The sequence below is a fragment of the Haloechinothrix sp. LS1_15 genome (assembly GCF_033042135.1).
In the GTDB taxonomy this organism is placed as follows: Bacteria; Actinomycetota; Actinomycetes; order Mycobacteriales; family Pseudonocardiaceae; genus Haloechinothrix.
In genome coordinates this window covers 67,056-91,712 of sequence record NZ_WBXM01000013.1, presented here as the reverse complement: position 1 = coordinate 91,712, position 24,657 = coordinate 67,056, and the positions used below count along the sequence as shown (strand labels likewise).

The 24,657-nt window shown below is 68.7% G+C and carries 23 protein-coding genes; 13 read left to right on the top strand and 10 right to left on the bottom strand.

Annotated features, from left to right (window positions below; all coding sequences use genetic code 11):
- The first annotated feature begins 61 nt into the window (after window positions 1-61).
- Window positions 62-670, top strand: coding sequence for a copper resistance protein CopC (locus tag F8178_RS17665; RefSeq protein WP_317495947.1), 609 nt, complete (start codon window positions 62-64; stop codon window positions 668-670).
- Window positions 663-2,624, top strand: coding sequence for a cytochrome c oxidase assembly protein (locus F8178_RS17660; RefSeq protein WP_317495946.1), 1,962 nt, complete (start codon window positions 663-665; stop codon window positions 2,622-2,624). Before F8178_RS17665 ends, F8178_RS17660 begins: the two co-directional genes overlap by 8 nt.
- 47 nt (window positions 2,625-2,671) lie before the next feature.
- On the opposite strand, the gene F8178_RS17655 is transcribed toward F8178_RS17660, so the two are convergent.
- A complete protein-coding gene (locus F8178_RS17655) occupies window positions 2,672-3,625 on the bottom strand; it encodes an NAD(P)/FAD-dependent oxidoreductase (protein WP_317495945.1) in 954 nt (317 codons plus the stop codon).
- Window positions 3,626-3,703: 78 nt separating this feature from the next.
- Here F8178_RS17655 and F8178_RS17650 point away from each other — a divergent pair, with 78 nt between their 5' ends.
- Window positions 3,704-4,288: a helix-turn-helix domain-containing protein gene (locus tag F8178_RS17650; RefSeq protein WP_396345737.1), complete on the top strand. Its 585-nt coding sequence runs from the start codon at window positions 3,704-3,706 to the stop codon at window positions 4,286-4,288.
- 115 nt (window positions 4,289-4,403) lie between these two features.
- Here the strand turns inward: F8178_RS17650 and F8178_RS17645 are convergent, their stop codons facing one another.
- The 3 genes from F8178_RS17645 to F8178_RS17635 form a co-directional block, all read right to left on the bottom strand.
- Window positions 4,404-5,087, bottom strand: coding sequence for a superoxide dismutase family protein (locus F8178_RS17645; protein ID WP_317495944.1), 684 nt, complete (start codon window positions 5,085-5,087; stop codon window positions 4,404-4,406).
- A gap of 162 nt (window positions 5,088-5,249) precedes the next feature.
- Complete coding sequence (locus F8178_RS17640; protein ID WP_317495943.1) at window positions 5,250-5,726, bottom strand: NUDIX hydrolase; 477 nt, start codon at window positions 5,724-5,726, stop codon at window positions 5,250-5,252.
- Window positions 5,727-5,819: 93 nt separating this feature from the next.
- The gene (locus F8178_RS17635) at window positions 5,820-6,575 is read right to left on the bottom strand and encodes a GntR family transcriptional regulator (RefSeq protein WP_317495942.1); all 756 of its coding nucleotides are present in this window, start codon (window positions 6,573-6,575) and stop codon (window positions 5,820-5,822) included.
- A gap of 333 nt (window positions 6,576-6,908) precedes the next feature.
- Here F8178_RS17635 and F8178_RS17630 point away from each other — a divergent pair, with 333 nt between their 5' ends.
- Together F8178_RS17630 and F8178_RS17625 are read left to right on the top strand one after the other, a co-directional pair.
- Window positions 6,909-7,319: a hypothetical protein gene (locus F8178_RS17630; RefSeq protein WP_317495941.1), complete on the top strand. Its 411-nt coding sequence runs from the start codon at window positions 6,909-6,911 to the stop codon at window positions 7,317-7,319.
- Window positions 7,320-7,415: 96 nt separating this feature from the next.
- Window positions 7,416-7,781 carry a hypothetical protein gene (locus F8178_RS17625; RefSeq protein ID WP_317495940.1) on the top strand — a complete coding sequence of 122 codons (366 nt, stop codon included), beginning with the start codon at window positions 7,416-7,418 and terminating at the stop codon, window positions 7,779-7,781.
- 247 nt (window positions 7,782-8,028) lie between these two features.
- Here F8178_RS17625 and F8178_RS17620 read toward each other — a convergent pair whose 3' ends face one another.
- Window positions 8,029-9,423, bottom strand: a complete 1,395-nt coding sequence (locus tag F8178_RS17620) for an amidase (protein WP_317495939.1) — start codon at window positions 9,421-9,423, stop codon at window positions 8,029-8,031.
- 166 nt (window positions 9,424-9,589) lie between these two features.
- On the opposite strand from F8178_RS17620, the gene F8178_RS17615 reads away from it, so the two are divergent.
- The 8 genes from F8178_RS17615 (at window position 9,590) to F8178_RS17580 (ending at window position 17,853) form a co-directional block, all read left to right on the top strand.
- Window positions 9,590-10,318: a 5-formyltetrahydrofolate cyclo-ligase gene (locus F8178_RS17615; RefSeq protein WP_317495938.1), complete on the top strand. Its 729-nt coding sequence runs from the start codon at window positions 9,590-9,592 to the stop codon at window positions 10,316-10,318.
- Between the two features lie 615 nt (window positions 10,319-10,933).
- Window positions 10,934-11,506: a hypothetical protein gene (locus F8178_RS17610; RefSeq protein WP_317495937.1), complete on the top strand. Its 573-nt coding sequence runs from the start codon at window positions 10,934-10,936 to the stop codon at window positions 11,504-11,506.
- Window positions 11,507-11,567: 61 nt separating this feature from the next.
- Window positions 11,568-12,293: a TIGR02206 family membrane protein gene (locus F8178_RS17605; protein ID WP_317495936.1), complete on the top strand. Its 726-nt coding sequence runs from the start codon at window positions 11,568-11,570 to the stop codon at window positions 12,291-12,293.
- Between the two features lie 178 nt (window positions 12,294-12,471).
- The gene (locus F8178_RS17600) at window positions 12,472-13,719 is read left to right on the top strand and encodes a lipase family protein (RefSeq protein ID WP_317495935.1); all 1,248 of its coding nucleotides are present in this window, start codon (window positions 12,472-12,474) and stop codon (window positions 13,717-13,719) included.
- A 110-nt stretch (window positions 13,720-13,829) separates the two neighbouring features.
- Window positions 13,830-14,903, top strand: a complete 1,074-nt coding sequence (locus tag F8178_RS17595) for a DUF3048 domain-containing protein (protein WP_317495934.1) — start codon at window positions 13,830-13,832, stop codon at window positions 14,901-14,903.
- Between the two features lie 143 nt (window positions 14,904-15,046).
- On the top strand, window positions 15,047-15,853 hold the full coding sequence (locus F8178_RS17590) for a hypothetical protein (protein ID WP_317495933.1): 807 nt from the start codon (window positions 15,047-15,049) through the stop codon (window positions 15,851-15,853).
- Window positions 15,854-15,931: 78 nt separating this feature from the next.
- Window positions 15,932-16,528: a winged helix-turn-helix domain-containing protein gene (locus F8178_RS17585; protein ID WP_317495932.1), complete on the top strand. Its 597-nt coding sequence runs from the start codon at window positions 15,932-15,934 to the stop codon at window positions 16,526-16,528.
- Window positions 16,525-17,853 (top strand): MFS transporter, encoded by a 1,329-nt coding sequence (locus tag F8178_RS17580; RefSeq protein ID WP_317495931.1) that lies wholly within the window; start codon window positions 16,525-16,527, stop codon window positions 17,851-17,853. Before F8178_RS17585 ends, F8178_RS17580 begins: the two co-directional genes overlap by 4 nt.
- A 64-nt stretch (window positions 17,854-17,917) precedes the next feature.
- On the opposite strand, the gene F8178_RS17575 is transcribed toward F8178_RS17580, so the two are convergent.
- From F8178_RS17575 to F8178_RS17555, 5 genes are all read right to left on the bottom strand, one after another.
- Entirely contained in the window at window positions 17,918-18,322 is a 405-nt protein-coding gene (locus F8178_RS17575; RefSeq protein ID WP_317495930.1) for a hypothetical protein, read from the bottom strand.
- A 276-nt stretch (window positions 18,323-18,598) separates the two neighbouring features.
- A complete protein-coding gene (locus F8178_RS17570; protein ID WP_317495929.1) occupies window positions 18,599-20,233 on the bottom strand; it encodes a cation:proton antiporter family protein in 1,635 nt (544 codons plus the stop codon).
- Window positions 20,234-20,291: 58 nt separating this feature from the next.
- A complete protein-coding gene (locus tag F8178_RS17565; protein WP_317495928.1) occupies window positions 20,292-21,158 on the bottom strand; it encodes a universal stress protein in 867 nt (288 codons plus the stop codon).
- A 7-nt stretch (window positions 21,159-21,165) separates the two neighbouring features.
- Window positions 21,166-21,903 (bottom strand): SDR family oxidoreductase, encoded by a 738-nt coding sequence (locus F8178_RS17560; protein ID WP_317495927.1) that lies wholly within the window; start codon window positions 21,901-21,903, stop codon window positions 21,166-21,168.
- Complete coding sequence (locus F8178_RS17555; RefSeq protein WP_317495926.1) at window positions 21,884-24,655, bottom strand: HAD-IC family P-type ATPase; 2,772 nt, start codon at window positions 24,653-24,655, stop codon at window positions 21,884-21,886. Before F8178_RS17555 ends, F8178_RS17560 begins: the two co-directional genes overlap by 20 nt.
- Window positions 24,656-24,657: the final 2 nt, after the last annotated feature.

The window sequence follows — 24,657 nt, the reverse complement described above, 5'->3', positions numbered from 1 at the left end:
AGTAGATTACCGGATGACGGAGAACGACGCACGGGCGAGTGCATCATCACGGAGGGCGCCGGTGGCTTCAGGTACACACCCATCGCGCTACACGCGGCTCGCCACCGCCCGCGCGGTCGTGGTGCTGCTCCTATCCTTGTTGGCGGCACTGCTGGTGCCTACGACAGCCTCGGCGCATGCCGAGTTCACCGGTAGCTCTCCCGAGGACGGCGCTGTTCTGTCGGAACCACCCTCGTCGGTGGAGTTGCGCTTCAGCGAGCCGCTGATCGAAGGGCTCAACACGGTCGTGGTGACCGACGAGCAGGGCGAGCAGCTCGCTACCGACGAGCCCGAGGTCTCCCACGCGACGCTGTCGGTCGCGCTCCCGCACAGCGACCCCGGACGGTACTCGGTGGCCTTCCGGATCGTCTCGCAGGACGGCCACCCCGTCACCGGCGAGATCGAGTTCGCCGTGACCGGAGCTGATGCCACCGAGCCCACCCCGACACCGTCGCCCACTCCCTCGCCCGTCCCACCGGAGCACACCGACGCGGACGGTGCCAGCGAAAACGCCAGCACGCCGTGGTGGTGGCTGGGTGCGATCCCGGTCGGCCTGGCGGCGCTCGGTGGAGCGGGCTACCTCCTGCTGCGCCGCGGCCGAACGTCAGGCGGGACCTCGGGTGATGAGTAAGGTCACCGCCGAATCGGCCGGACCGTCGGAGCGTCACCGCGCCGCCCTGCCGATCACGCTCGGCGTGCTGGCCGCGCTGGCCGTGGCGGGGTTCACGCTGTGGTGGGGCGGCGGCACTGAGGTGTTCTCGATCATCGGCCTGCCCGAACCGGGCCAGCTCACGTTGTGGTCGCTGCCTGCCACCCGCGTCGTGGGGCACCTGGCCGCGGTGGCCACGATCGGGCTGCTGCTGGCCGCCTGCGCGCTGGCGCCGGTGTCGGTGACGGCCGACGGCACCGCCCGAGGGATCGTCGGCCCGCATGCATACCGGTGGTTGCGCATCGCGGCGTGGACCGCCCTGCTGTGGCTGGTCGCCGCCGTGTTCGCCGCGGCGTTCACGATGTCGGAAGTCCTCGGCCGCCCGGTTGGCCAAGTCGTCACCAACCCCGAAGCGCTGGCGTTCCTCCCCGACGTGGACGCGGCGGCGGTACAGCTGCTGATGGCCACCGTCGCAGCGGTGCTCGCCATCGCCTGCCGGGTCGTGCTGTCCGTCCGTGGGGTCGCGGCGCTGCTCGCACTGGCGGTCGCGGCTGTGCTGAGCCTGGCCTTCACCAGCCATTCCGCCGGGTACGGCAACCACCAGCTCGCGGTGTCGAGCATGCTGCTGCACCTCGGTGGCGTGGCGCTGTGGACCGGAGGGCTGTTCGCGCTGATGCTGGCGCGCCGACTGCCGACCCCGGACCTGAGCCGGGCCGTGAGCCGGTATTCACCGCTGGCCGCGGTGTGCCTGATGCTGGTGGCCACGAGCGGCCTGCTCAGCATGGTGCGGCTGGGCGGAGCGTCCGCACTGGTGGAGTCCCGGTACGGCTGGCTCGTGCTGGCCAAGATCGTCGCGATCGGTGTACTCGCCGCCGTCGGGCTCTGGCACCGCCGCCGCACCCTGCCTGTCCTGTCCCAGGGGCGCCGTGGCGCGTTCACGCGGCTCGCCGGTGTGGAGCTGGTCATCTTCGCGGCCACGATCGGACTGGCCGTGGGCCTCTCCCGGGCTCCCCCACCACGGGGCGAGCCCGACACCGACACCGCCAAGGCGTTGCTCGGCTTCTCCATGCCTCCGGCACCCAGCCTCGACACGCTCCTGGTGAACGGGCTGCTCGAACCGCTCGTCCTCGCGCTGGCCACGGCGGCCGTGCTCGCGTACCTGGCCGGCGTGCGCAGGCTCCGGCGGCACGGCCACCACTGGCCGAGCCATCGCGCGGTGGCCTGGCTACTCGGCTGGTCGGCGGTCGTGTTCATCACCAACTCCGGGCTGGCCCGCTACGGGTACGTGTTGTTCGGCGCGCACCTGGTGCAGCACCTCGCGCTGGCGATGCTGGTACCCGCGCTGCTGCTGGCCGGCCACCCGACCACCCTCGCCAGGCTCGCGTCCCGGCCCACCGACGACGCCCGGTGGCCGGGCCTGCACGAGTGGGCTCGGGAGGCGCGTCAGTGGCCGCTGCTGCGGCTGGCGCTGCGACCGGAGGTCGCTCTCGCTGTCCAGTTCAGCGTGCTCGGCCTGGTCTACTTCGGTGGTTTCTACGAGACCGCGCTGCGCTCCCACGCCGCACACCTGCTGATGTACGGGGTGGTTCTCGGTGCCGGTTACGTCTTCCTTTGGCAGGTATCCGGCGCCGACCACGGGATCCACTTCCTCGGGCAACGGCACCGGGTGGTGCTGCTGGTGATGTACCTCGCCATGCCCGTACTGCTCGGCGTCTCGCTGCTGCGCGCCAGCGAGGCCATCGGCCGCGAGTGGTACGAGGCACTGGAGCGACCCTGGGGTGCCGGTCTCCTCGCCGAACAACAGCTCGCCGGGCACCTGGCGGTCTGGGGCGGTGGTGCGGTCGCCGTCCTGATCGCGGCCACCGTGCTGCTGGCCAGCCGGGGTCGCGCCCGAGGAGTCATCCGTTCCCCCGCCGCGGCAGAGAGCGGACGGTAGGGAGGGCGTGTGCCGATCCCAGCTGAGCCATCGCCACCAGCCGGTACCTACGCGACAGCCACGGACACATCGTCCTCGACCAGCTCGGCGTTGAGCGCCATGGCCACCTTCGCACCAGCAGCTGCCGCCACGATCACCTGCGCGAACGGATCAGTCACATTCCCGGCCGCCCACACCCCGTGGATGCTGGTCTGTCCGATGTGATCGGTCGCCACCCGTTCCCCGAGCTCATCTCGCTCGACTTCGACGCCCAGCGACGCCACCACACCGTGATTGGCGAGCAGCCGCGCCGAGACGAACACCGCCGCACACGGCACCACCGCCCCGTCGAGCAGCCCCATGCCCGTGAGTCGATCGTGGTCTACCACCACGTGGTCGACGACACCATCGACGACCCGTATGTCGCGTGCCGCCAGTCGCCGCCTGTCGTCGCTCCCGATCTCGGTGAGCCCATGACGGATCAGCGTCACGTCCTCGCTCCACTGCCGCAGCATCAGAGCGTGATGCACCGACAGTGGTCCGGTGCCCAGCACGGCGAGGGGCTGGTCGCGCACCTCCCAGCCGTGGCAGTACGGGCAGCTCAGCACGTCGCGCCCCCACCGCTGGGCGAGCCCGGGCACCTCGGGCAGCTCGTCGGTGAGCCCGCTGGCCAGCAGGATCCGCCGCGCCAGCAGCGTCCGATCGTCGAGCAGGCGGACGGCGAATCCCTCCCCGGTCCTCACCGCGTCGCGGACGCTGGCCGCGACTATCTCTCCGCCGTAACCGGCCACCTCGGCCCGCCCGGTCGCGAGCAACTCGGTCGGGGGCGTGCCCTCCCGCGAGAGGAAGCCGTGCACGTGGGTCGCGACCGCGTTGCGAGGCGCCCCGGAATCCACCACCAGCACCCGCCTCCGGGCGCGTGCCAGCACCAGGGCCGCGCTCAGGCCCGCCGCGCCTCCACCCACGATCGCCACATCCGCGAGGTCCCTGCCGTCCGCGTCATCACCGTGCCGTTCGGTCATATCGACCACCTCCGCCACCGACGGTGCTGTACCCGGGATGCCATTGACAAACGACGTTGCCGAAACTGCAATAGCCGGATGAACCAGGACGCAGGTCTGGACGACCTGCTGGCGACAGTCGGCCCGCGTTTGAAGCGGCTACGGCAGCACCGCGGGTCGACGCTGGCCGACCTCTCGCGGACCACCGGCATCTCGGTCAGCACGCTGTCCAGGCTCGAAACCGGGCGTCGCCGACCCAGCTTGGAGCTGCTGCTGCCCATCGCGCGCGCCCACCAGGTGCCCCTCGACGAGCTCGTCGGGGCCCCACCGGTGGGCGATCCCCGCATCCGGCTGCGGCCGCAGCGCCGTGGCGACCTCACGATCGTCCCGCTGTCCCGTCAGCCGGGAGGCTTGCACGCCTTCAAGACGATCATCCCCGCAACCAGGATCACTCCGGATCCCCAACCACACGAGGGCTACGAATGGTTCTACGTCCTCAGTGGCCTCCTCCGTCTCGTCCTCGCCGACCAGGACGTGATCGTGCGGCCAGGGGAGGCCGCCGAGTTCGACACCCGACTACCCCACTGGTTCGGCAGCACCGGCGACGGTCCGGTCGAGCTGCTGAGCATCTTCGGCCGTCAGGGCGAACGGATGCACCTACGCAACCGCCCGCGCGACTCTTAGGTCTGTGCTGTGTGCGGTCATCGGCGTCGTAGTCGCGAGGCTATGCTGCGTCCCCGAGGGCACGCCAGAGCCCGGCGCGCTGCCGCGTACCTCACCGGCCGCACCTGCCCGAGGCTCAGGCGGGCTCGACCACCCCACACAGCGCCCGGTCACCGGCGTCGCCCGTGTTCCGGGTGTCCTCGTCCGGCCCTGACTCGCCGGTCTCGGTGGACTCGTAACGGTCCGGGATGTGACCGAAGTTGTCGCGATCCGCATGCACGATGACCGCCGTGCCGTCCTCACCGCCCTCAGCGGTCAGGTCGGCGACCTCGAACCGGTCGACGGCGAACGTCAGCTCCGCCGTGCCGTCCTCTGTGACGTACAGCGAAGGCATGTCCCCGGCGTGATCGCTGTGCGTCTCGCCCTCGGGGTTGAAGTGCCCTCCGGCGGTGGTGAAGGGGCCCTCCGGCGCGTCGGCCTCACAGACGCCTGCCTCGTGCACGTGGAACCCGTGGAAACCGTGCGCGAGATCGGGCGCGTCGAGGACGGCGTCGACAACCACGACATCGTCCCGCTGGGTGAAGGTGACCTCACCGACCTCGTTCCCCTCGGCGTCTTGCAAGGCGGCACCGGCAGCCTCGGCGTCCCCGACCGTCTCCTCGGCACCGTTAGCGCCAGCCTCGTCCTCGGCAGCTTGTTCACCAGGTGCGCAAGCGGCCACGGCCACACTGAGGACGAACAACCACAGCACATGGGTCGCGGCACGCATCCCGTCTCCCTTCGCCGTCCGCACCGGGTTCGGTGCGCTCCGTAGCGTCACTGGTCGTCACTATAACGACTCGCCGGGACGATGCGGGGCGGGGCGGTCAGCCAGCATGGGCTACAACTGCACGCTGGAAACGCTGCGGCGCTGGCGCGTAGCTGTGGAACGACCGCTACGCAGGCGATACGACGGCTCCACTGATCGGGATTCTCATCCGCTTCACTGCTGGGATCGAGGTATGACCTCGGCGGGTTCACCAGGTACGAGGTGGAACCCGTCGTGGGTACGTACGCTGGGTTCGGCCTCGAAGGCATCCAGTACCCGGATGGCGTATGCGGGATCCATCGCGGTCCGTACCTCCTCGCGCGTCATCCACCGGATGTCACTGGCTTCCGGGGTGGGGTGGACGTGTTCGGGCCCAGGACGGCACCGGAAGACCAACGCTACGATCCCGCGGGAGAGGTTCTTGTAGACGCCTGTCAGCCGCTCGATCTCAACTGTCATGCCCGTCTCTTCGGCCACCTCGCGCCGCACACCGTCCTGGATCGATTCGTCCAGTTCGAGAACGCCGCCGGGCATCTCCCAGCGCTGGTTGTCACGCCGCCGGATTACCAGCACACGGCTGCGCGAATCAATCACAATACCGGCGACGCTGACCGAGTGGGTCGGGCTTCCAAGCACGGATGTGGCGTCCATTATCGATCCCAGGTCGAATCACTCACGCGTCGTCTCGTCAGTATTCTCGACGCACCCAGCCGTTTCCGTGCCCCCGGCTAGCCGGGGGCACCTTCATCGCTGACCTTGCGTCGCAGCGATCTCGACGAACACCCAGTGACCCGGCAACGATGTTGACTCACCGTACTCGATGACGCCTCCGTCAGTATCGACGAACCTGCTCCTGGTCACCAGCACTGGAGAGGACTCGGGCACACCGAGCTGCTCCGCAGCTACTTCACTGGCATAGCCGGCCGCGATCTGAGAGTACTCTCGGTCCAGTTGCCGTCCAGTGCGTTCGGCAACATACGCATACGTGCCTGACACGACACGTTCAGCTTCGAGCAACTTCGGCGCGCGGGAAGACAGAGAACCGTCCAACCACGAGACTGACGTTGAGACCGGCTCGTCCTTATCGTTGTAGGTGGTGCGTTTCCGGCGAACAACGGGCGCGCCTGGCTCCAACGCCAACGCGTCAGCCACTTGTTCAGGGGCTGGCACCAGTTCAGCGCTCAGGATCTTGGCGTAGTGACCTGGCGGGTATACCCGGCCCGTGCGCACGACAGCGATGCTTCGCGCTCCGGCGTAGGGATGAACTGCCCTCCTGCTGTTGACCACGGTTCCCACACCGGGAACCGAGCGCACCAGGCCTTCAGAACGCAGCGTGTTCAACGCCTTTGTTGCCGTCGCGATTGCTACACCCCAGTCGCGAGTGATCTGACGCGCAGACGGAACCGACTCACCGTCGTGCAGCTCACCGTGGATGATCTGGTCCCGTATATGGCCCGCGATCTGGAGGTAGGGCGGGACGGGCCGTTCTACGGATGGCACGGGCTTCACTCCTTCGCGTGATGTGCCCTGCGTCCTGAGAGACTGCGACGTACCGCGCAATCACCTGGTCAACATCGTTCGCTCAAGCGTACTAGCACACGCCTGCGCCAAACCGTACTAGTACACCATCTTGACAGCGAACTAGTACGGTTTGCTAGAGTCGCCAATACCTCACTTGCTGTGACTGGTGGCAACGAGCTTTGAACGCGTCCGATTTTGGCGCAGCCAGCGGATTAGGTCAGTTTATGTCACGAGTGGAGAATCATCGTGCCTGTTCACCGGCCTGAACGTCGCGAACACCCCCACGTGTTCCTCCTCCAAGATCATTTCTCGTTGGGTCGGCGCCTCGGCAAGGTCACCCCCAAGCACGCCGAGGCTCGGGCGACCGAACTTCCCGCCTCGATCGCCACCGAGGCCACCGAGTTCGAGTTCTTCGCGGCGCTGCGCACCGGTGGCTACGACCACCTCGAATTCACCCCGAGCGATGGTGGCGCCACCGAGCACTGGCTGGCATGTGGCGATGGCTCCTGGGTATGCCACACCACCGGCGCGGACGGCAGCTACTCCGCGCGCCAGGGTGGGCCGAGCCGCCTCTGGAGCCGCATCGAATCCGCCTACGACGAATGGCATCGATTGGGCAAACCCAGCCGCGAACGCTTCGGGTTCCGGGTCGACCGCGACGGCAACCACACCGTGTGGCTCGACTCCCCGGACAGCACACGAACGTGGCCGCTCGGAGGATAAGCGGTCTCCGATGCCGCGACTGATCCCACGCCGACTCCCGGCCGGTGCGGGTGCCCCGACCCCCGCGCCGGCCGGGTCCGCCACCCGAGGTGACCCATGAAACCCACACATCCCGACGCCGACACCGAGCACCTCGCCGCCATCCGGCGCAGCAAAGCGGCCGGGTTCGGATTCCTGCACCTGCACGACCACGCCGGAGTGGCCGCCATCCACGCCGAACGCCGACACGCAGGCGCTGTGGACACCTACACCGTGCGCGCACCCGGCGAAGCCATCGGCGCTCGCTACCGCGCCGAGGACTACGGCCACCCGAGCGCCCACCCACTCTGGCAGGCCACCGGAACCGTCGCCGACGTCATCCACCAACTGCTCGACCTGCCACCCCACGGCAGCCCCGGCGCACCCAACCGCACCCAACGCAGCCGCAGCGAACTCTGGCTACCCGAGGGGGCACAACCATGACCCTGGCCCTGATCGTGATGATCGCCGCCACCACGACTCTGATCGCACTGATCATCACCGCCGACGTGGTGGCCACCCGCCGCCACCGACACCGGCGAGGCACCAACACACCGATCTCGGTATGGCAACTCCAGTACGACCTCACCGAACACCGCACGACACCACGACCCCGAAGTCGCACTGATACTCGTGCAGTGATGTCGCCGAGGCAGTGCAGCAGATAGTCCACACCGCCGCGCGCGGCGGGTCAGTCCTGGATGCGGCGCCACGGGGTGTGCCCTTCGAGCTCGTAGGCCACCTCCAGCAGGGTGCGCTCGTCGCCGTAGGCGGCCGAGAGCTGCACGCCGATCGGCAGGCCATTGTCAGCCTCGCCTGTCGGTAGCGAGATCGCCGGGGTGCCCGCGACGTTGTTCAGCGGCGTGTAGGCCACGTAGCTCTGTAGGCGCGCGAGCAGCGTCTCGAACGGCACGGTCGGGCTGAGATACCCCAGCTCCGGCGTGACGTGCGCCAGCACCGGTGAGAGCACCACCTCGTGGTGGGTGAACATGCGCGCACACCGCTGCTTGATCCGCGAGAGCCGGTACAGCATCGCCGGGGTCCGGAGCATCGCCCGCCGGTACCGCCGGTAGAGCCCGACGCTCAGCCCGTCCAGCTTCCGCGCGTCGAAGTCGCGGCCGAGGGCGCGCTTGCCGAACGTGCGTGCCAGGAACGACAGCAGGCCCCAGTAGGTGGTGAAGTCCTCGATGAAACCGGCGTCGATCGGCAGCGGCACCGGCTCGACGTCGTGCCCGAGCTTCTCCAGCGCCGCGGCGGTGTTCTCCACGGTCGCCCTGGTCTGCGGGCATGCGGACACCCCGCCGACCGAATCGAACACCAACCCGATCCGTAGCCGCCTGCGCGCGGGCCCTTCCACCCGGCCGATCGGGGGCAGCTCGGGGTTGCGCCAGTACCGTTCGGCTGCGTCCCAGAACGCCGCCGTGTCCCGCACCGAGCGGGTGACCACGCCTTCCGAGATGATGTTGATTGGCAGGCTCCGCGCCTGCTCACCGTCGATGTGCCTGCCCTTGCTCGGTTTCAACCCGACCAGCCCGCAGCACGCGGCGGGGATCCGGATCGATCCGCCACCGTCATTGGCGTGCGCGATGGGGACGACCCCAGCGGCGACGAGCGCGGCGGCCCCACCGGAGGACGCGCCGGAGGAGTACCCGGTGTGCCACGGGTTACGGGTGGGCTCCGCATCCTGGAACTCGGTGGTGGCGTTGAACCCGAACTCCGGCAGCCTACTCTTGCCGAGCACGGTCATCCCGGTACTGAGGTACTGGCGGGTGAACGGGCCATGCTGGCGGGAGGGCCGCGCCACGAAGGCCGACGTGCCGTGGTTCGTCGGCATCCCGCGCACGTCGGTGTTGTCCTTGACGAAGGTCGGCACCCCGGCGAGCGGACCATCAGCCGGTGCGGTGGACACGGCGCGCCGGTCGTCACCGTAGACCACGCCACGCAATGACTCCTCGACACGTTCCGACCTGGCGACGGCCGCCTCAGCCACCTCGGCGGCGCTGACCTCGCCCTCGCGGATGCGTTCGGCGATAGCCACCGCATCGTGATCAGCCAGGGCATCGTCGGTGAAGGCGTGAACCCGCATAGCGAATCAGAGTAGCATTCACATTCGGGGTGGCGCCGCCGGTGAATCGCACCCGGCAGGGCACGACCCTGGCGGCTACCATGCCTAGGGTCCGCCGATACCCCGACGTCTCCACGAGCACGTCGTTCGCACCCAGCAGCCCCAGCAGTACACGCGAGGTGAGCCCGTGGCCGACCTGCCGGAACCGGCGGATGCCAAGCAGCCCGTCCGGGAGCACGTCTGGGAGCAGCTCCGCAGCGCCAAGGTCGCTCGCTTCCCGGGCGCGCGGGGCAGGATCCCGAACTTCACCGGCGCCGAAGCCGCCGCGCGGCTGCTGACCAGCCGCCCGGAGTGGCAACGGGCGACGACCGTCAAGGCAAACCCCGACTCACCGCAGCTCCCGGTGCGCATCGCCGCGCTGGAGGACGGTAAGACCGTCTACATGGCCGTGCCCCGGCTCCGCGACGAGCACCCGTTCTTGAAACTCGATCCCGAACGGCTCGACGTGCCGCCACGCCGCGCCGCCTCCATCCGAGGTGCGCACGAGCACGGCGAACCCGTCGCGGTCGACGAGATGCCACACGTCGATCTGATCGTGTGCGGCACCGTGGCCACCAACCGGCACGGCGCGCGCGTGGGCAAGGGAGGCGGCTTCTCCGACCTGGAATTCGGCCTCGCCGTGCAGACCGGGATCGTCGACGACGACACCGTCATCGCCACCACCGTGCACCCACTCCAGATCGTCGACGACGAACTACCCGAGACACCGCACGACTTCCGGGTCGACCTCGTCGTCACCCCCGACGAGGTCCTGTCATGCCCGCGCACGAACCGGCCGCCGGGCATCCTGTGGGACCACCTCGACGACCGCAAGATCACCGCGATTCCCGTCCTGGCCGCGCTCGCGCAGCGGTAGCCGGACCCGCGTTCCCGGTCATACCGCCAGGTAGCGCCAACGGGACGGCACTCGTGTGGCCTCGATTGTTCCGAACGACCCCAAAGAGGTTGCCAACGATGGTGCCGCACGCTCGCGCGGACGACCTCGTGTCGTACGAGCATGGCGGCCACGGACTGGTGCGAAACGGGCGCCAACGTCCGCTTCAACACGCTGACCATACCCATCGGCACGCTGCTGGAGGATCGGACACCGCCTTCCTGCGGCTGGAGGAACGATTCTCCCAGATGCCGCAGGTCGGCAACCGTGGTCCGTTCCGACGCGTTGCTTCGACGAAATAGGTTTTGGAACGACCACTGTGCACGTTGCAGTGACCGAATCCGGATGTCCGACGCCGCCCGACCGCCTGCGTCGCGGCATCGGATGCACTACGCTCGCCGGAGCCAGAATCCCCGGGTGGCACTGACCGGTTGCGGTCATTCTGGCAGTAAGCGCGCATATCGTACATTGTAGACACACCTTCGTCGAAGGTGAGTTTCCCGCTGCACAGCGCGCCGTGCGTGATTAGGAAACACCTGCCGTGGGGTACTCAGCGATGTAGGCAGCGAGAACGATTCATGGAAGGTGGCGGCAGTCATGGCATTGCTCGCGTTAGTACTCTCGGCCGTCGCGACCGTCCTCGCCGGTGTCGCGTGCTGGCACGTGCGGCAGCAGGCGTTCGAGGCCCGTTACACCGCCCGAGCCGCGCGGGCCGCGGTCGAGCTACAGCACGACCTGATCGACCGCATGGCCAGGGCAGCCGAGGCCAAGCACGTCATCTGGGACCTCGAACCGCTCGGGGAGGCCACGTATCTGCTACGCAACGAGGGCACCGACACCGCTTATGACGTTCGCGTCGACGTCGGCGACATCGCCTGCCGCGGACCGGTCCACGTCGGGGAGTTCCCTCCCGGGCACGTCGAGCGTTACCAGCTGTTCCGCCCGCTCGGTACGGTCAGCGACGCCGTCACGGTGACTTGGAACCAGAGTTCGAGTCTCACCGACGAGCCGCGCACGCATCAGCTTCCCGTACTGCACCGACCTGGCGAGGCGATACCGGAACCGCGCGCGACCGGTGAACGGGGCACCGAGCCGAATGACACCACTTCCCGCCGGTCGAAGACATCGGAGTCCTCGCCCGGACACCGGACGGTCGCCGAGTTCTCCTAGCCAACGATCGGCGTAGCGTGGAGTAACCCCGCCCCGGGTGCCGCCGGTTACAGTCAAGGTCGTGGACATCCTCACCCCGGACCGCCAGTTCACCGCCTACGGGCTGTCGCACTGGGTGGTGCTGGTCGTGTTCGCCGTGGTGGCGCTGCTGCTGGTCCGGGTGGGGCGCGGGCACGCCGACGCGGCCGAGGCGCGGCGCTTCAGCCGCACCTTCGCCGTGGTGATCCTGGTGCTGTACCTGGCGATCTGGCTCTATTCGCTGGTGCCACCGAGCCTCGACCGCTCGATGCCGCTGCACCTGTCCGACCTCGCCAGCCTGGTGTCGGCCTACGCGCTGTGGACACACCGGCACTGGGCCTTCTCGCTGACGTACTTCTGGTGCCTGACGTTGAGCGTGCAGGCGCTCCTCTCACCGGTGCTGACCGGGCCGGACTTCCCCCATATCGGTTTCCTGGCCTTCTGGGGTATTCACCTGCTGGTGATCTGGGCCGCCATCTACCTCACCTGGGGGTTGCGGCTACGGCCCGACTGGCGGAGCTACCGTATCGCCGTGGCGGCCACGGTGACCTGGGCGGTGGTCACCTTCACCTTCAACAGCTTCGCGGGAACCAACTACGGCTTCCTCAACCGCAAACCCGATACCCCCTCGTTGCTGGATGTGCTCGGCCCGTGGCCGTGGTACCTGCTGCCGGTCGCCGCGCTGGTGCTCGGCGCGTGGGCGCTGATGACCTGGCCGTGGACGCGTTCGGCGAAGCACCGCGTCACCGGATCCCCACCTACACGATGAATCCCGTCCTGTGACGCGATGATGAGCGAGTTGTGCGCAGCACCCGAGCATGTCCCGCTCGATACTCATCACGCGACGACAAGAACCGGCGACCGGCACACGGTGCCGGTGACCTGCCGAAACGAACGTCGTTGGTCCCGGCACACCCTGTCCGATCCATCCCGCAGGAGGAGTGCCCATGTACCACATCGCACGACGAGGCATCGCGCTCGCGGTCGCCGCGACCGCGGCCACCGCCACGATGGCCGTGGCCGCAGGCACCGGCCCGCCGCAGGCCACCGCCGACGACGGCGTCGAAGCCGCCGACCAGTCTTTCTACCAGCCGCCCGATCCCCTGCCCGAGGGCGAACCGGGCGATGTGATCCGGCACGAGGAGATGTCGATCGGTTTCGACACGCCGTGGTCAGCCGACGCGCACCGCGTCATGTACCTGAGCACCGACACCCACGGCGAGGCGATGGCGGTCACCGGGGCGGTACTCACCCCGACCGGTCCCTGGTTCGGGCTCGGTGACCGCCCGGTCGTCGGGCTCGCTCCCGGCACGCACGGTATGGGCGACGACTGCGCCCCATCCCGCCGTATCGACGACGGCACCACCTACGAGCTCCCCTTCATCCAGGCACTGCTGGAACGGGGCTACGGCGTGGCCGTGACCGATTACCAGAACCTGGGCACACCAGATGATCACACGTACACGATCAGGCAGGCGCAGGGCAACGCGACGCTCGACGTCATCCGCGCCGCGCAGCGGTTGCCGGAGGCCGGGCTGCCCGACGCCGGCCCGGTGGCCACGGTCGGGTACTCGCAGGGCGGTGGCGCGTCGGCGGCCGCCGGTGAGCTGGCCTCGACCTACGCGCCCGAGCTGGATCTGCGCGGCAGCTACGCCGGTGCTCCTCCCGCCGACCTGGCCGAAGTGGCACGCTTCCTCGACGGCAGCCACGCCGCAGGCCTGGTCGGCTACGCCGTGCTGGGCTTCAACGAGGCCTACCCCGAGTTGGAGATCATGGAGCTGCTCAACGAGAAGGGCCGGGAACTCGCCGAGGAGGTCCGGCAGGAATGCGTGGAGGAGACCGTGCCCAAGCACGCCTTCACCCGTTCCGAGGATCTGACCGAAGACGGCAGACCGATCAGCGACTTCCTCGACGAGGAGCCATACCGCACTCGGGTGCTCGAGAACCAGCTCGGCACGATCAAGCCCGAGGTGCCCACCCTGGTGCTCCACTCGCGGGCCGACGACATCGTGCCGTACGAGCAGGGCAGGCAGATGGCCAGGGACTGGTGCGACCTCGGCGCCAGCGTCCGGTTCCGGACGTTGACCTCGGCGACACACGTCGGTGCGGTGCCGGAGGCGTCAACCAAGGCCGCCATGTGGCTGGAGGAGCGGTTCTCCGGCATGCCACACATCGGGAACTGCGGAACCTTCTGACCCGAGGGTGACGGCTGCGGACCATGGCTGACTGCGAGACCGGGCGCGCGAGCGCGCGAGGCACCCTGGCGCTACGATCAGGCTGGTCCGCTACCACGTAAGGTGAGGATATGGTTCGCAGCCGCATCATCGGCGCGGTCGCCGCTGTGCTGGTCGTCGCGGTCGGTGGGGCGGTGCTGATCGGCCTCGTCGCCTGGTTGGGCGACGAAGAGCAGCCCACCGAACCCGCCATCGAAGAACCCAACGACGAGCCGGAGCCGCCACGTGCGCCGCTGACCGGGCTGCCGCTCGACGACCCGGACGAACTCGACCACCCCGCCGTGGCGATCAAGGTCTCCGACGTGGAGGAGGCCCACCCGCAGGCGGGCCTCGACCGGGCCGACATCGTGTTCGCCCAGCCCATCGGCGTGAACTACACCCGGCTGACCGCGGTGTTCCACTCCCAGCTCACGGGCGACGACCCGCCGGGCGAGGTCGGCCCGGTTCGCTCCGTACGGCCCGCCGACGCGCCGCTGCTCGGGCCCATCGCCGGGGTGTTCGGCAACACCATGTCCTCCGAGTGGATCCTCGACTACGTCTACGGCGCGACCGACCTGGAGGACCTCGGCAGCCTGCGGGTGACCGGCACCGGCGCCTACACCGTCGACGGCAACCGGCCACAGCCCGATCACGTCTTCGCGCATCCCAGCGAGCTACTGGCTCTGTCGGACCGTACCGACCCGCCGGAGCCGTACTTCGCCTACGCGGGTGAGGGCGAGTCCAGTTCGGCGGAACGGGCCGGTGAGGCTGGCAGCGACGTACGGCTGTCCTACGGTCCGAACTGGCCGGTGCGCTGGACCTACGACGCCGACAGCGAGCGTTACCTGCGCGAGCAACCGTGGGGACCGCACGTGCTGGTTGATGACACGCAGGTCAGCGCTACCAACGTGGTGGTCATCCAGGTGGGTTCGGAAACCGGCAAGATCGGCGACGGTGGTGGGCAGCCGGTGCCGATCCTCGATCTGGTCGACTCCGAAGGCACCTTCCTGGCACTGTCGGGCGGTGCGGCGGTAACCGGTAGCTGGTCGAAGGGTGGCGAGAACGAACCGTTCGAGCTACGCACCGACGACGAGGAGCTCGAGCTCGCACCCGGCACCACCTGGGTCGAGCTCCCCGAGCCCGGCGCCGAGCTGACCACGAGCTGAGATCGGATTGCCCGGCCGGTAGCCAGCGGTGTGGATACCGTCGGATCACGGGATGAATACACCTCTGTACGGATCGTGGCACGACCGCTGTCCCCGTGCCGCACGCCGTGATGTGATCGGTGGCGGGAAGTTGGAGGGGTGCCATGACGGTTCGGACCGAGATTTCTTCGGAGACCGTACTACCGGCTGCGTATCGCGTACCACCGTCGATATTCACCAGGGACACCGCGCCGCTACCGAGCCGGTCCACTGTCGACGGTGCCGTGGTGCTCGCGATGCGCGCGCCGTCCGTGCGACACGAACGTCCGTGGCGGTGGCACCTCGCGTCCGGTGCGCTGCACCTGCTGATCAACCGTCCGCTGCACGGCATCGCCGCGCTCGATCACGAAGTGCTGCTCAGTTGCGGGGCGGCCCTCGGTCACCTGCGGGTCGCGCTGGCGGCCTTCGGCTGGGCGACCACCGTTCACCGCGTTCCCAGCGAACGTTCCGGCCAGGTCGCACGGCTGGAGATCCGGCCAAGCACCCCGTGCGATGAAGACATCGCCGCAGCGGCGGCACTGAACCGACACCAGGACCCGGCGCCACCGGGCCGCACGATCTCGCACCGGCAGGTCAGCACGCTGCGCGAGCGGGCGGACGCTGCGGGCGCCGAGCTGATCCCTGCCGCGCCGCCCTCGCAACCGGTCGATGGGCACCACCGGCCCACGGGCGAGATTCCCGCGATCCCGCTGCCCCGTATCCCGGACTACGACCAGCCACCAGGGCCGCCCCGCTGGTTCCGCCTGCTGACCGCGACCGGCGGCCATCGAGCCAGCCTGCGCGCAGGGGAGATACTGAGCACCGTGACCGTCGCCGCGTCGCGCCTCGGTCTCGTCTGCACCCCGCTAAGCCTCACCCCCGCCGCAGGCAGCACCGACGGCATCGGCCCGCTGCTGGTGCAGCTGCGCTGAGACCGAACCCGCCGGAAGACCGCCGCGGAACCGGCGCACCCGCTTGACAAATGGTCGGCATCTGCCGACCATTCTGTCATGGCCGACCAAACGGAACCCTCCGACCGCTTCCAGGTTCCCGACTACGAGCTGGACGACGAGCTGGAGCTGACCAGTCATCAGCAATACCGGGCGCTGTTCCACGACACCCGCGCCGAGATCGTCAACCTGCTCCTGGAACGGGCCGCCACGACCTCGGATCTAGCCGAGGCCCTGGACAAGCCGAAGGGAACCGTCGGCCATCACCTGAAGATCCTCGCCGAAGCCGGTCTGGTGCGGGTGGTACGCACCGAACGGGTCCGCGCGATCGACGCGAAGTACTACGGCCGTACCGCGCGAGTGTTCCTGTTCAACCGCGTCGGCGAGGCGGTGAACCAGCCGCAGCGCACCATCTCGCTGGCCGCGCACGAGATCGCGGACGTGTCCGCGGACTCCGAACTGCCACAGACCGTAGGCCTACGACACGTGCGGATCCCGGCCGAGCGCGCCGAACAGTGGAAGCAGCGGCTGCACGCGCTGGTCGACGAGTTCGTCCGGGAACCCCGGGGCGGCGATGTCACCTTCGGTCTGCTGATCGGGCTGTACCCGACACGGCGGCAGAGCCTGCCCGACACCGAGAACCGGGAGCAGGAGTGACGGCGCAGGCGCCCGCGAGGCGGGCACTGGGGGCGAACTACTGGAAGCTGTTGGCGGCACATGCCTTCTCCAACCTCGGTGACGGCCTGCGCATCGTGGCGATCCCATGGCTGGCCTCGGCGATCACCAGGGACCCGCTGCTGATCGCGACGGCCACCCTCACCGTCCGGCTGCCCTGGCTGCTGTTCGCGCTGCCAGCCGGGGTGATCACCGACCGAGTGGACCGACGCAAGCTCATCGCCTGGACCGATGTCGCGGCCGGGCTGGTGATGGCCGGCTTCGCGCTCGTCGTGCTCGCCAACCAGGCCGCGATGGCCGATCCGGAGGCGCTGGCGGCGGGCACCGCCGAGCCGCCCGGACACCAGGCGCTGCTGCTGGCCCTGCTGTACACCACCGCGCTGCTGATCGGGCTGGGCGAGGTGTTGCGTGACAATGCCGCGCAGACGCTCATGCCCTCGATCGTGCCGAAGGAACGGCTGGAACGTGCCAACGGCAGGATGTGGGGTGCCGAGCTCGTCATGAACCAGCTGGTCGGTCCTCCCCTAGCGGGCCTGCTGCTGGCCACGGCGCTGGCGCTGCCGTTCGTCGTCAACGTCGGCACCTTCGCGCTGGCCGCTGGCCTGGCCTTCGCGCTCATCGGGTCCTTCGCGCCGCACGCGCAGGCGCCCAGCGGGCGCATCGCCTGGCGCGCCGAGATCGCCGAGGGGGTTCGCTGGTTATGGCGCCACCAGCTGCTGCGTACCCTGGCGCTGCTTCTCGGAGTGATGAACGGCATGAGCATGATGGCCACGGCCATCTTCGTGCTGTTCGCCCAGGAGATACTCGTGCTGGACGCCGCCGGATTTGGCTTGGTGCTTACCGGCACCGCCGTCGGTGGGCTCGCGGGCTCGCTGCTGGCCGATCGGGTCAGCTCACGGATCGGACCGGGTACGGCGCTGCTGACGTCCATCACCGGGCTGGGGCTCGCGCTGGCCATGATCGGCCTGGTCCCGGTGGCGATGCTCGCGTGGTCGATGCTCGTCGTGATCGGCTTCCTTGTGGTGCAGTGGAACGTGGTGACCGTGTCACTGCGGCAGACCATCGTGCCGGACCACCTGCTTGGCCGGGTGAACTCGGTGTACCGGTTCTTCGGCTGGGGCATGATCTCGATCGGCAGCCTGCTCGGTGGCGTCGTGGTCACCACGGGCGAGCTGCTCGTGGCGCGCGAATGGGCACTGCGGGCACCGTTCTTGCTCGCGGCGACCGTCTACGTGATCCTGCTGATCTACGCCGCTCCCCGGATCAACACCCGGCGGATCCGCGAGGCCCGGGCCGCCGCCGAGTGAGCGCGCGTCACGACAGCACCAGCCACTGTGGTCGTCGGCCACGATGGTCGTCGCCCGGGTGGGCTCAGCGCCGGGTGCCCTCGGTGCGTTCCACCAGCGGCAGCAGCATCCCGGCGGCCGCGGTGCCGCCGCCCGCCGCGAGCAGTACCAGCACGCGCCGCTTGCGTGGCAACCGCCGCCACGCAGTGGCCGTGACCAGCGCGTCGACCGCGTCGGCCGACCCGCCCGCCACGATCCAGCTCGACACCGGGCGGTCGCTCAGTGAGCTGGCCAGCGTCCCCGCACCAATCGCGACATCCCGCGCGCCGAGCGCCCTGCCGAGCACCACGCTCGCCTCTCGTGGGCGGATACGACCCACCCACAGGGTGGTCAGGCGGTTCGGCGCTATCAGGGCGAAGACACCAACGATGATGCGCAGCAACCCGTAGAGCCCGGTCAGCCGCCGGGTCGTGATGGTCGTTCCATTCATGCCAGTTCGTCCTTCCAGCGATGTCGAGTCCCGGTATCCGGGCCGGGCGTGGCCTCCGGCCCCCACTATGAACCGCGCGTCATCCCGGTTCCCACTCGCCGGGCGGGCACCCTGCCCGATCAGGTGATCCGACGGCGACACCCGCACTCCCAACGCAGGCATCGCCGTGCCCGGCCGCCCTCGGCCACCGCTCCTGATAAGCATCGCGACCCGCGCGGTGTACTGTTGGGACGCTGAACGTGACGCTCGTTCCGTCTACGGCACCGAACGTCACATTCAGCTCCCTCTCCCTCGCTCTCCGGCGATACGCCGTACGGTGGCCTCGGCCGCGAAGGCGAAGGGTTCGAGAACGTCGTCGGCGCCTGCGTGCCGCAGCAGTGCCGCGTCGGCCGCTGTATGCGCGGTCAGCAGAACCGGTCCGCCATAGCCATGATGGCGCAGCGCGTGCAGCAAGGTCAGGTTCGTCTCCGGTAGCGGCACGGTGCTGACGACACAGCGTGTGACGCCGAGCGGCAACGACTCCAGGAAGTCCAGGTCCTCCGCACTGCCGAACACCGCCGTCACCCCGGTTCGCCCGTCGCCCGTCACCCGTTGCGGGTCGTAGTCCACCGCCACCACCCGGTAGCCAGCCTCTCCGAGCCGGGCCGCCAGGTTCCCGCCGAACCGGCCGAGACCGTAGACGATCACGTCGGTGTCCTGTTCCCGCTCACCGAGATCCACCGTGCGCGTGGTGGACCGGTCGAAGACCACGAGCCAGCGCTTGACGCGCTCGTACACCCGGTGGGAGTACAGGATCAGGTAGGTGGAACCGCCGATGGTGATCAGGCCGACGACGGTGATCAGGCTGACCGTTTCGTTGGTGATGTGCCCCAAGCTGAGCCCGAGCGCGGCGAGGATCAGCGAGAACTCGGAGATCTGCGCCACGGTGAGCCCCGCGAGGAAGCCGATCCGGACGGGATACCGCATCGCGGCCATGATCATGATCACGATCAGCGGATTGCCGACCAGCACGAAAACCGAGAACACGATGGCCTCGTTCACCTGTCGCATCGCGTCGGTGAACTCCAGCTGCGCGCCGAGCTGCAAGAAGAAGAACAGCAACAGGAAGTCACGCAGGCTCACCAACCGGGCGCCGAGCGCGTCCCGGAAGGGCGTCGACGCCAGCGACACACCTGCCAGGAACGCACCTACCTCGGAGCTGAAGCCGAGCCAGTCGCTGACGGCCGCCACCGCCACCGCGTAAGCCATGCCGAACAGCACGAGCAGTTCCTGGGAACGCGCGATGTAATGCAGCACAGGAGGCAACACGTACCGGGCGAGCAGTGCGATACCGGCAAGCAGGGCGGCGCCTTTCGCAAGCACGATCGCGATGTTCGCGCCCAGGTGACCGTCCGTTTCTTGCCCGAAGGCGGTCAGCGCGATCATCACCAGAACGACCACGATGTCCTGCACGATGAGGAATCCCACCGCGATGCGACCGTGTGGCTGCTCCAGCTCGCGCTTGTCGGACAGCAACTTGACGATGATGATGGTCGAGGAGAAGGTCAACGCCACGGCGACGTACATCGCGGTGACGGTGTCCATACCCAGCGCGAGCGCGATACCGAAACCGATGATCGAGGTGAACGCCACCTGGCCGAGGCCAGTCGCCAGCGCTACAGGACCCGTCGTGCGGATCAACCGCAGATCCAGCCGCAAGCCCACTAGGAACAGCAGGACCGCTATACCAAGGTGAGCCAGCAACTCGACGACATACCCCCCGGTCACCCAGCCGAGCCCCACCGGGCCGACCAGGATCCCGACACCGATGAATGCCACGATCAACGGTTGCCGGAGCCAGGTCGCCACGAGGCCCGCCGCCGCGGCGATGGCCAGCACCGCCGCAATCACGGGAAAATCAACGAGATCCACGATTCACCTGCTCAACACCGACCGTCGCGACGGCTGGCACAACGACCGGCGCGACTGCTCACGACGTTCGCTCACCCGGGACGACGAGCACATCAGACGGTGCCCACCGGATCAGGAACGCACTCACGCTGCCGAGGATCGCACGCTCCATCACCCCGCCGGTTCCCTTGCCTACCACGACGAGATCGGCCCCGTAGCGCCTGCACAGTCGGGGAACGGCATCGCGTGGATGGCCCGGTTCGAGGACGATCCGCTCCGGCTGCGGTCGCAGCCGTCGGGCGATCGCCTCGATCCTCGGGCGTTCGTTGGCGGCCGCGCTCGCCCGGAGACTGTCCAGCTCGGTCCCTTCCACAGAGCGGAGCCGGAGCAACTGCTCACCGACGATCACAACGGCGTGGCCGACGATGTGACTCGCTCCAGGCGTGAGGCTCAGCCCGAACTGTGCCGCGTACACACAGTCAGGCGACCGATCCACAGCCAGCAGCACGGTCGCGTACTCGTGGCGTGGCTCATCGCGCACCAGCAGCACCGGGATCCCACCGGCGGCGGTGACACCTTTCGGGGTGTTGCCCACTGGCTGGCCCGGCCCGGGACGCACCCCGAGGACGATGAGATCGGCATCGCGTTCGCGGGCCACCGACGCGATGGCCCTGGACCTGCTCGAATCCCGCCACCGCACCATCACCTTGACGTTGCTGTCTCCGGCGGCCTCGGGTGGCAGCTGCGCACCGAGCCTGGCTTCGGCCTGCCCGCGCGGCATCGATTCGGCGCGCGGGCAGGACACGTGCAGTACCGACAGCTCCGCTCCATGCTCGCGGGCCAGCTGGACCCCCCTGCGCACGGCGCGCGCACCGTGCGCGGAGAGGTCGCTGGCCGCCAGTATGTGCCGGGGCACGCCCGGCTGTGCCGCTCTCACCGTACTCACCGGCCTCTCACGACACGTCCGCGAGCGCGACCGACCCGACGGTGGCCCCGCCGTCGACGACGAACTCCGTACCCGTGGAGTACGTGGCCTCGCCCGCGAAGTACAGCACCATGCTCGCGACCTCCTCCGGGCTGCCGAACCGTGGAATCGGCTGCCCACCCGCGATGGACTCGTCGACAACCGAGGTCATCGGCGTCCGGATCGGTCCGGGGTGGATCGAGCACACCCGGACGTGACTCGTCGCGAGCTCCAGTGCCGCTGTCTTGGTCAACCCACGCAACCCCCACTTGCTGGCCACGTAGGCGCCGAGGTTGCTGTATCCCATCATTCCTGCGATCGAGGAGATGTTGACGACGACGCCCTTCGCCGCCCGGAGCGAATCGGCAGCGACATGCATACCCAGCCACGGACCATAGAGGTTGATCTCCAGTACATGGTGGAAGCTCTTCGGATCCTGTTCGGCTATCGAACCGAACTCGAGTACGCCCGCATTGTTCACCAGCACGTCGAGAGGGCCGTGCAGGTGCACCTCCTCCAATGCTGCGCGCCAGTCCGCTTCCACCGTGACGTCCAGATGCACGAAGCGCGCACCCTGGATCTCGGCCGCGACCGCGCGCCCCTCATCGTCGAGCACATCGGCGATGAAGACCTCGGCGCCTTCCTCTGCGAAGCCGCGCGCAGTTGCGGTACCGATGCCGCGCGCACCACCCGTGATCAACACTCGCTTACCGTCGAAACGTCCCATGACGATGTCCCTTCCCTTGTTGTACCGTCACCCGCTCGGCGCGGGTGTCCTTGTGGCGCCACAGCGCCTTGTCGAGTTCCACGACGAGATACGTGAGCGCCGTGAACGCCAGCACGAGCAGCCACCCGTCGGCGCCAATCGCGGCCGTGTGGAACAGCACCTGCATTACCGGCGCGTACGTCAACGCCAGTTGCAGCAGCACCATCAGCCCGATACCCCCGAACAGCCACCAGTTCACCCGGAACGCGATGAAACGTTCCAGCGATCGGCAGCTCAGCAAGAACGCGATCATCGCGAAGATGATGACGTTGATCGCCGTGGTACGAGCGACGTCGAGTGAGTGTCCACTGTGCTGCTGCAGCTGGAACGCCGTGAACGCCCCCGCTACCAGCACTGCGGAGACCAGCAGGATCCGCCGTACCAGGTCGGTAGTCAGCAACGGGCGTCTCGGTGGCCGTGGCGGCCGCAGCATGATCCCCGGTTCCTTCGCCTCGAAGGCGAGCGTCAGTCCGAGCACGACGGCGGTGGTCATGTTGATCCACAACACCTGGACCGGGAGCACCGGCAGTGTCATGCCGAGCACGACCGCAGTCAGGATCACCAGCCCTTGGCCGACGTTGGTCGGCAGTATCCAGGTGATGAACTTGCGCAGGTTGTCGAAGACGCCCCGACCCTCTTCCACCGCGGCCTCGATCGAGGTGAAGTCGTCGTCGGCGAGCACCATGTCCGACGCATCGCGTGCGGCTTCGGTCCCGACCGTGCCCATCGCGACCCCGATATCGGCCTTCCGCAACGCGGGGGCGTCGTTGATCCCGTCGCCGGTCATCGCCACGACGTGCCCCTGCCGCTGAAACGCCTCAACCAGGTCGAGCTTCTGTGCCGGTGAGACACGGGCGAACACGTCCGTGTCGACGGCGGCGACGTCGAACGCGTCCGCCGCCAGCTGTGCCAGCTCAGCGCCGGTCACGACGGCGGGCTCGCCCCCACGTGCTCCCAGTCCGATCTCGGCCGCGACGCGACGCGCGGTCTCCGGATGGTCCCCCGTGATCATCTTGACCGCGACACCTGCCTGGTGGCAGGCCGCCACCGCCTCGACGACCCCCTCGCGTGGGGCGTCGTGCATCGCGATGAGCCCCACCAGCATCATCCTGCCGCGTACATCCTGCTCATCGAGGGCGGGTGTGCCGTCACGCGGGCGGAACCTGGCGCACGCCAGCACCCGCAAGCCCTGGGCGGCAAGTGTGTGCGCCCGTTCCAGCACGGCGTCGGTATCCAGCGGTACCCGCGACTCGTCGGGCGCCATGGCACTGTCGCACCACTCGACGATCCGCTCGACCGCCCCCTTGGCATGGCCGATCACGGTGCCGTCGCTCTCCCGGTTGAGGGTGGCCATCATGCGCCGCTGGGACTCGAACGGCAGCTCGTCCACCCGCGCGGCGTTGCGCCGCAGCACCGTCCAGTCCAGACCAGCCTTGCCCGCCACGGTCAGCAAGGCGACCTCGGTGGGATCACCGACCGCGTGCCAGCGGCCCTGCTCGTGGCGCAGCTCCGCGTCGTTGCACAGCACCGCGGTCACCAGGCACTCAACCAGCGCGGGGTGACCGAGCAGGTCGATGGGGCTGTCCCGGTGGTTCAGCTCGCCTTCCGGCGAGAACCCGGTTCCGCTCACCGAGTACACCTCCCCCGCGGCGATCACGTCGACCACGGTCATCTCGTTCGCCGTGATGGTTCCCGTCTTGTCCGAGCAGATGACGGTGGTGCTTCCCAATGTCTCCACGGCGGGCAGGTGACGCACCACCGCCCGGCGCCGGGACATGCGAACCACGCCGATCGCCAGCACCACTGTGACCACCGCGGGCAGGCCTTCCGGAATCGCGGCCACGGCAAGGGCGACCGCGGCGATGAACATCTCCACGGGAGCGCTACCGCGGAGCACGCCAGCGGCGAAGGTGACCACGGCTACCGCGACGATCGCGACGGTGAGCTGTTTGCTGAACTTGGTCAGCTTTCGAGTCAACGGTGTCGGGGGTGCCTCGGCGGCAGCGACCATGCCCTGTACCGCGCCGATCTCGGTGTCCAGGCCCGTCGCGACGACCACCGCGCGCGCCGTGCCCCTCGTGACGAGCGTGCCGGAGTGGACCAGGCACGAGCGCGAGGCCAACGGCGCACGCTCTGGCACCGGTTCGGTGGTCTTGGCCGCTGGCAGCGACTCTCCGGTCAACGCCGACTCGTCACACTCCAGATCCCTGGTGGCCAGCAGCCTGGCGTCCGCGGGAACGCGGTCACCTGCCTCGAGCATCACGACATCGCCGGGGACGAGTTCCGCCGAGGGCACGGTGTGACGCTGTCCCGCGCGCAGCACCGTGCAGTCGGTGCGCACCAACCGGGTCAGCGCGTCAAGCGCCTGGCGAGCGCGAGACTCCTGCACATAGCCGACGATCGCGTTGAGCACGACCACGCCGAAGATGACGGCCGAATCCACGTAGTGCCCGATCGCCAGCGTGGTCGTGCCCGCCGCGACGAGCACCAGCACCAGCGGGTTGCGGATCTGGTTCCACCACCTGCGCAGCACCCCGGGGCCGGCGGCGCGCGGCAGTTCGTTGCGGCCGTACCGGGAGACGCGCTCGCGGGACTCGTCCGGGGTCAGCCCGGCACTGGAGTCCGATCGCAACGCCACGAGCACCTCGTCCGCTGTGGCGCTGTGCGGCGCGTCGACGAGCGGTGCGGCTGCCCGCATCTCAGCGGCTCGCATGC

Bases quoted from the DNA above. Each gene is read 5' to 3' on its own strand.
- F8178_RS17660 (WP_317495946.1), top strand. From the start codon at position 663: ATGAGTAAGGTCACCGCCGAATCGGCCGGACCGTCGGAGCGTCACCGC.
- F8178_RS17655 (WP_317495945.1), bottom strand. From the start codon at position 3,625: ATGACCGAACGGCACGGTGATGACGCGGACGGCAGGGACCTCGCGGAT.
- F8178_RS17650 (WP_396345737.1), top strand. From the start codon at position 3,704: ATGAACCAGGACGCAGGTCTGGACGACCTGCTGGCGACAGTCGGCCCG.
- F8178_RS17640 (WP_317495943.1), bottom strand. From the start codon at position 5,726: ATGGACGCCACATCCGTGCTTGGAAGCCCGACCCACTCGGTCAGCGTC.
- F8178_RS17625 (WP_317495940.1), top strand. From the start codon at position 7,416: ATGAAACCCACACATCCCGACGCCGACACCGAGCACCTCGCCGCCATC.
- F8178_RS17620 (WP_317495939.1), bottom strand. From the start codon at position 9,423: ATGCGGGTTCACGCCTTCACCGACGATGCCCTGGCTGATCACGATGCG.
- F8178_RS17610 (WP_317495937.1), top strand. From the start codon at position 10,934: ATGGCATTGCTCGCGTTAGTACTCTCGGCCGTCGCGACCGTCCTCGCC.
- F8178_RS17600 (WP_317495935.1), top strand. From the start codon at position 12,472: ATGTACCACATCGCACGACGAGGCATCGCGCTCGCGGTCGCCGCGACC.
- F8178_RS17595 (WP_317495934.1), top strand. From the start codon at position 13,830: ATGGTTCGCAGCCGCATCATCGGCGCGGTCGCCGCTGTGCTGGTCGTC.
- F8178_RS17590 (WP_317495933.1), top strand. From the start codon at position 15,047: ATGACGGTTCGGACCGAGATTTCTTCGGAGACCGTACTACCGGCTGCG.
- F8178_RS17585 (WP_317495932.1), top strand. From the start codon at position 15,932: ATGGCCGACCAAACGGAACCCTCCGACCGCTTCCAGGTTCCCGACTAC.
- F8178_RS17575 (WP_317495930.1), bottom strand. From the start codon at position 18,322: ATGAATGGAACGACCATCACGACCCGGCGGCTGACCGGGCTCTACGGG.
- F8178_RS17560 (WP_317495927.1), bottom strand. From the start codon at position 21,903: ATGGGACGTTTCGACGGTAAGCGAGTGTTGATCACGGGTGGTGCGCGC.
- F8178_RS17555 (WP_317495926.1), bottom strand. From the start codon at position 24,655: ATGCGAGCCGCTGAGATGCGGGCAGCCGCACCGCTCGTCGACGCGCCG.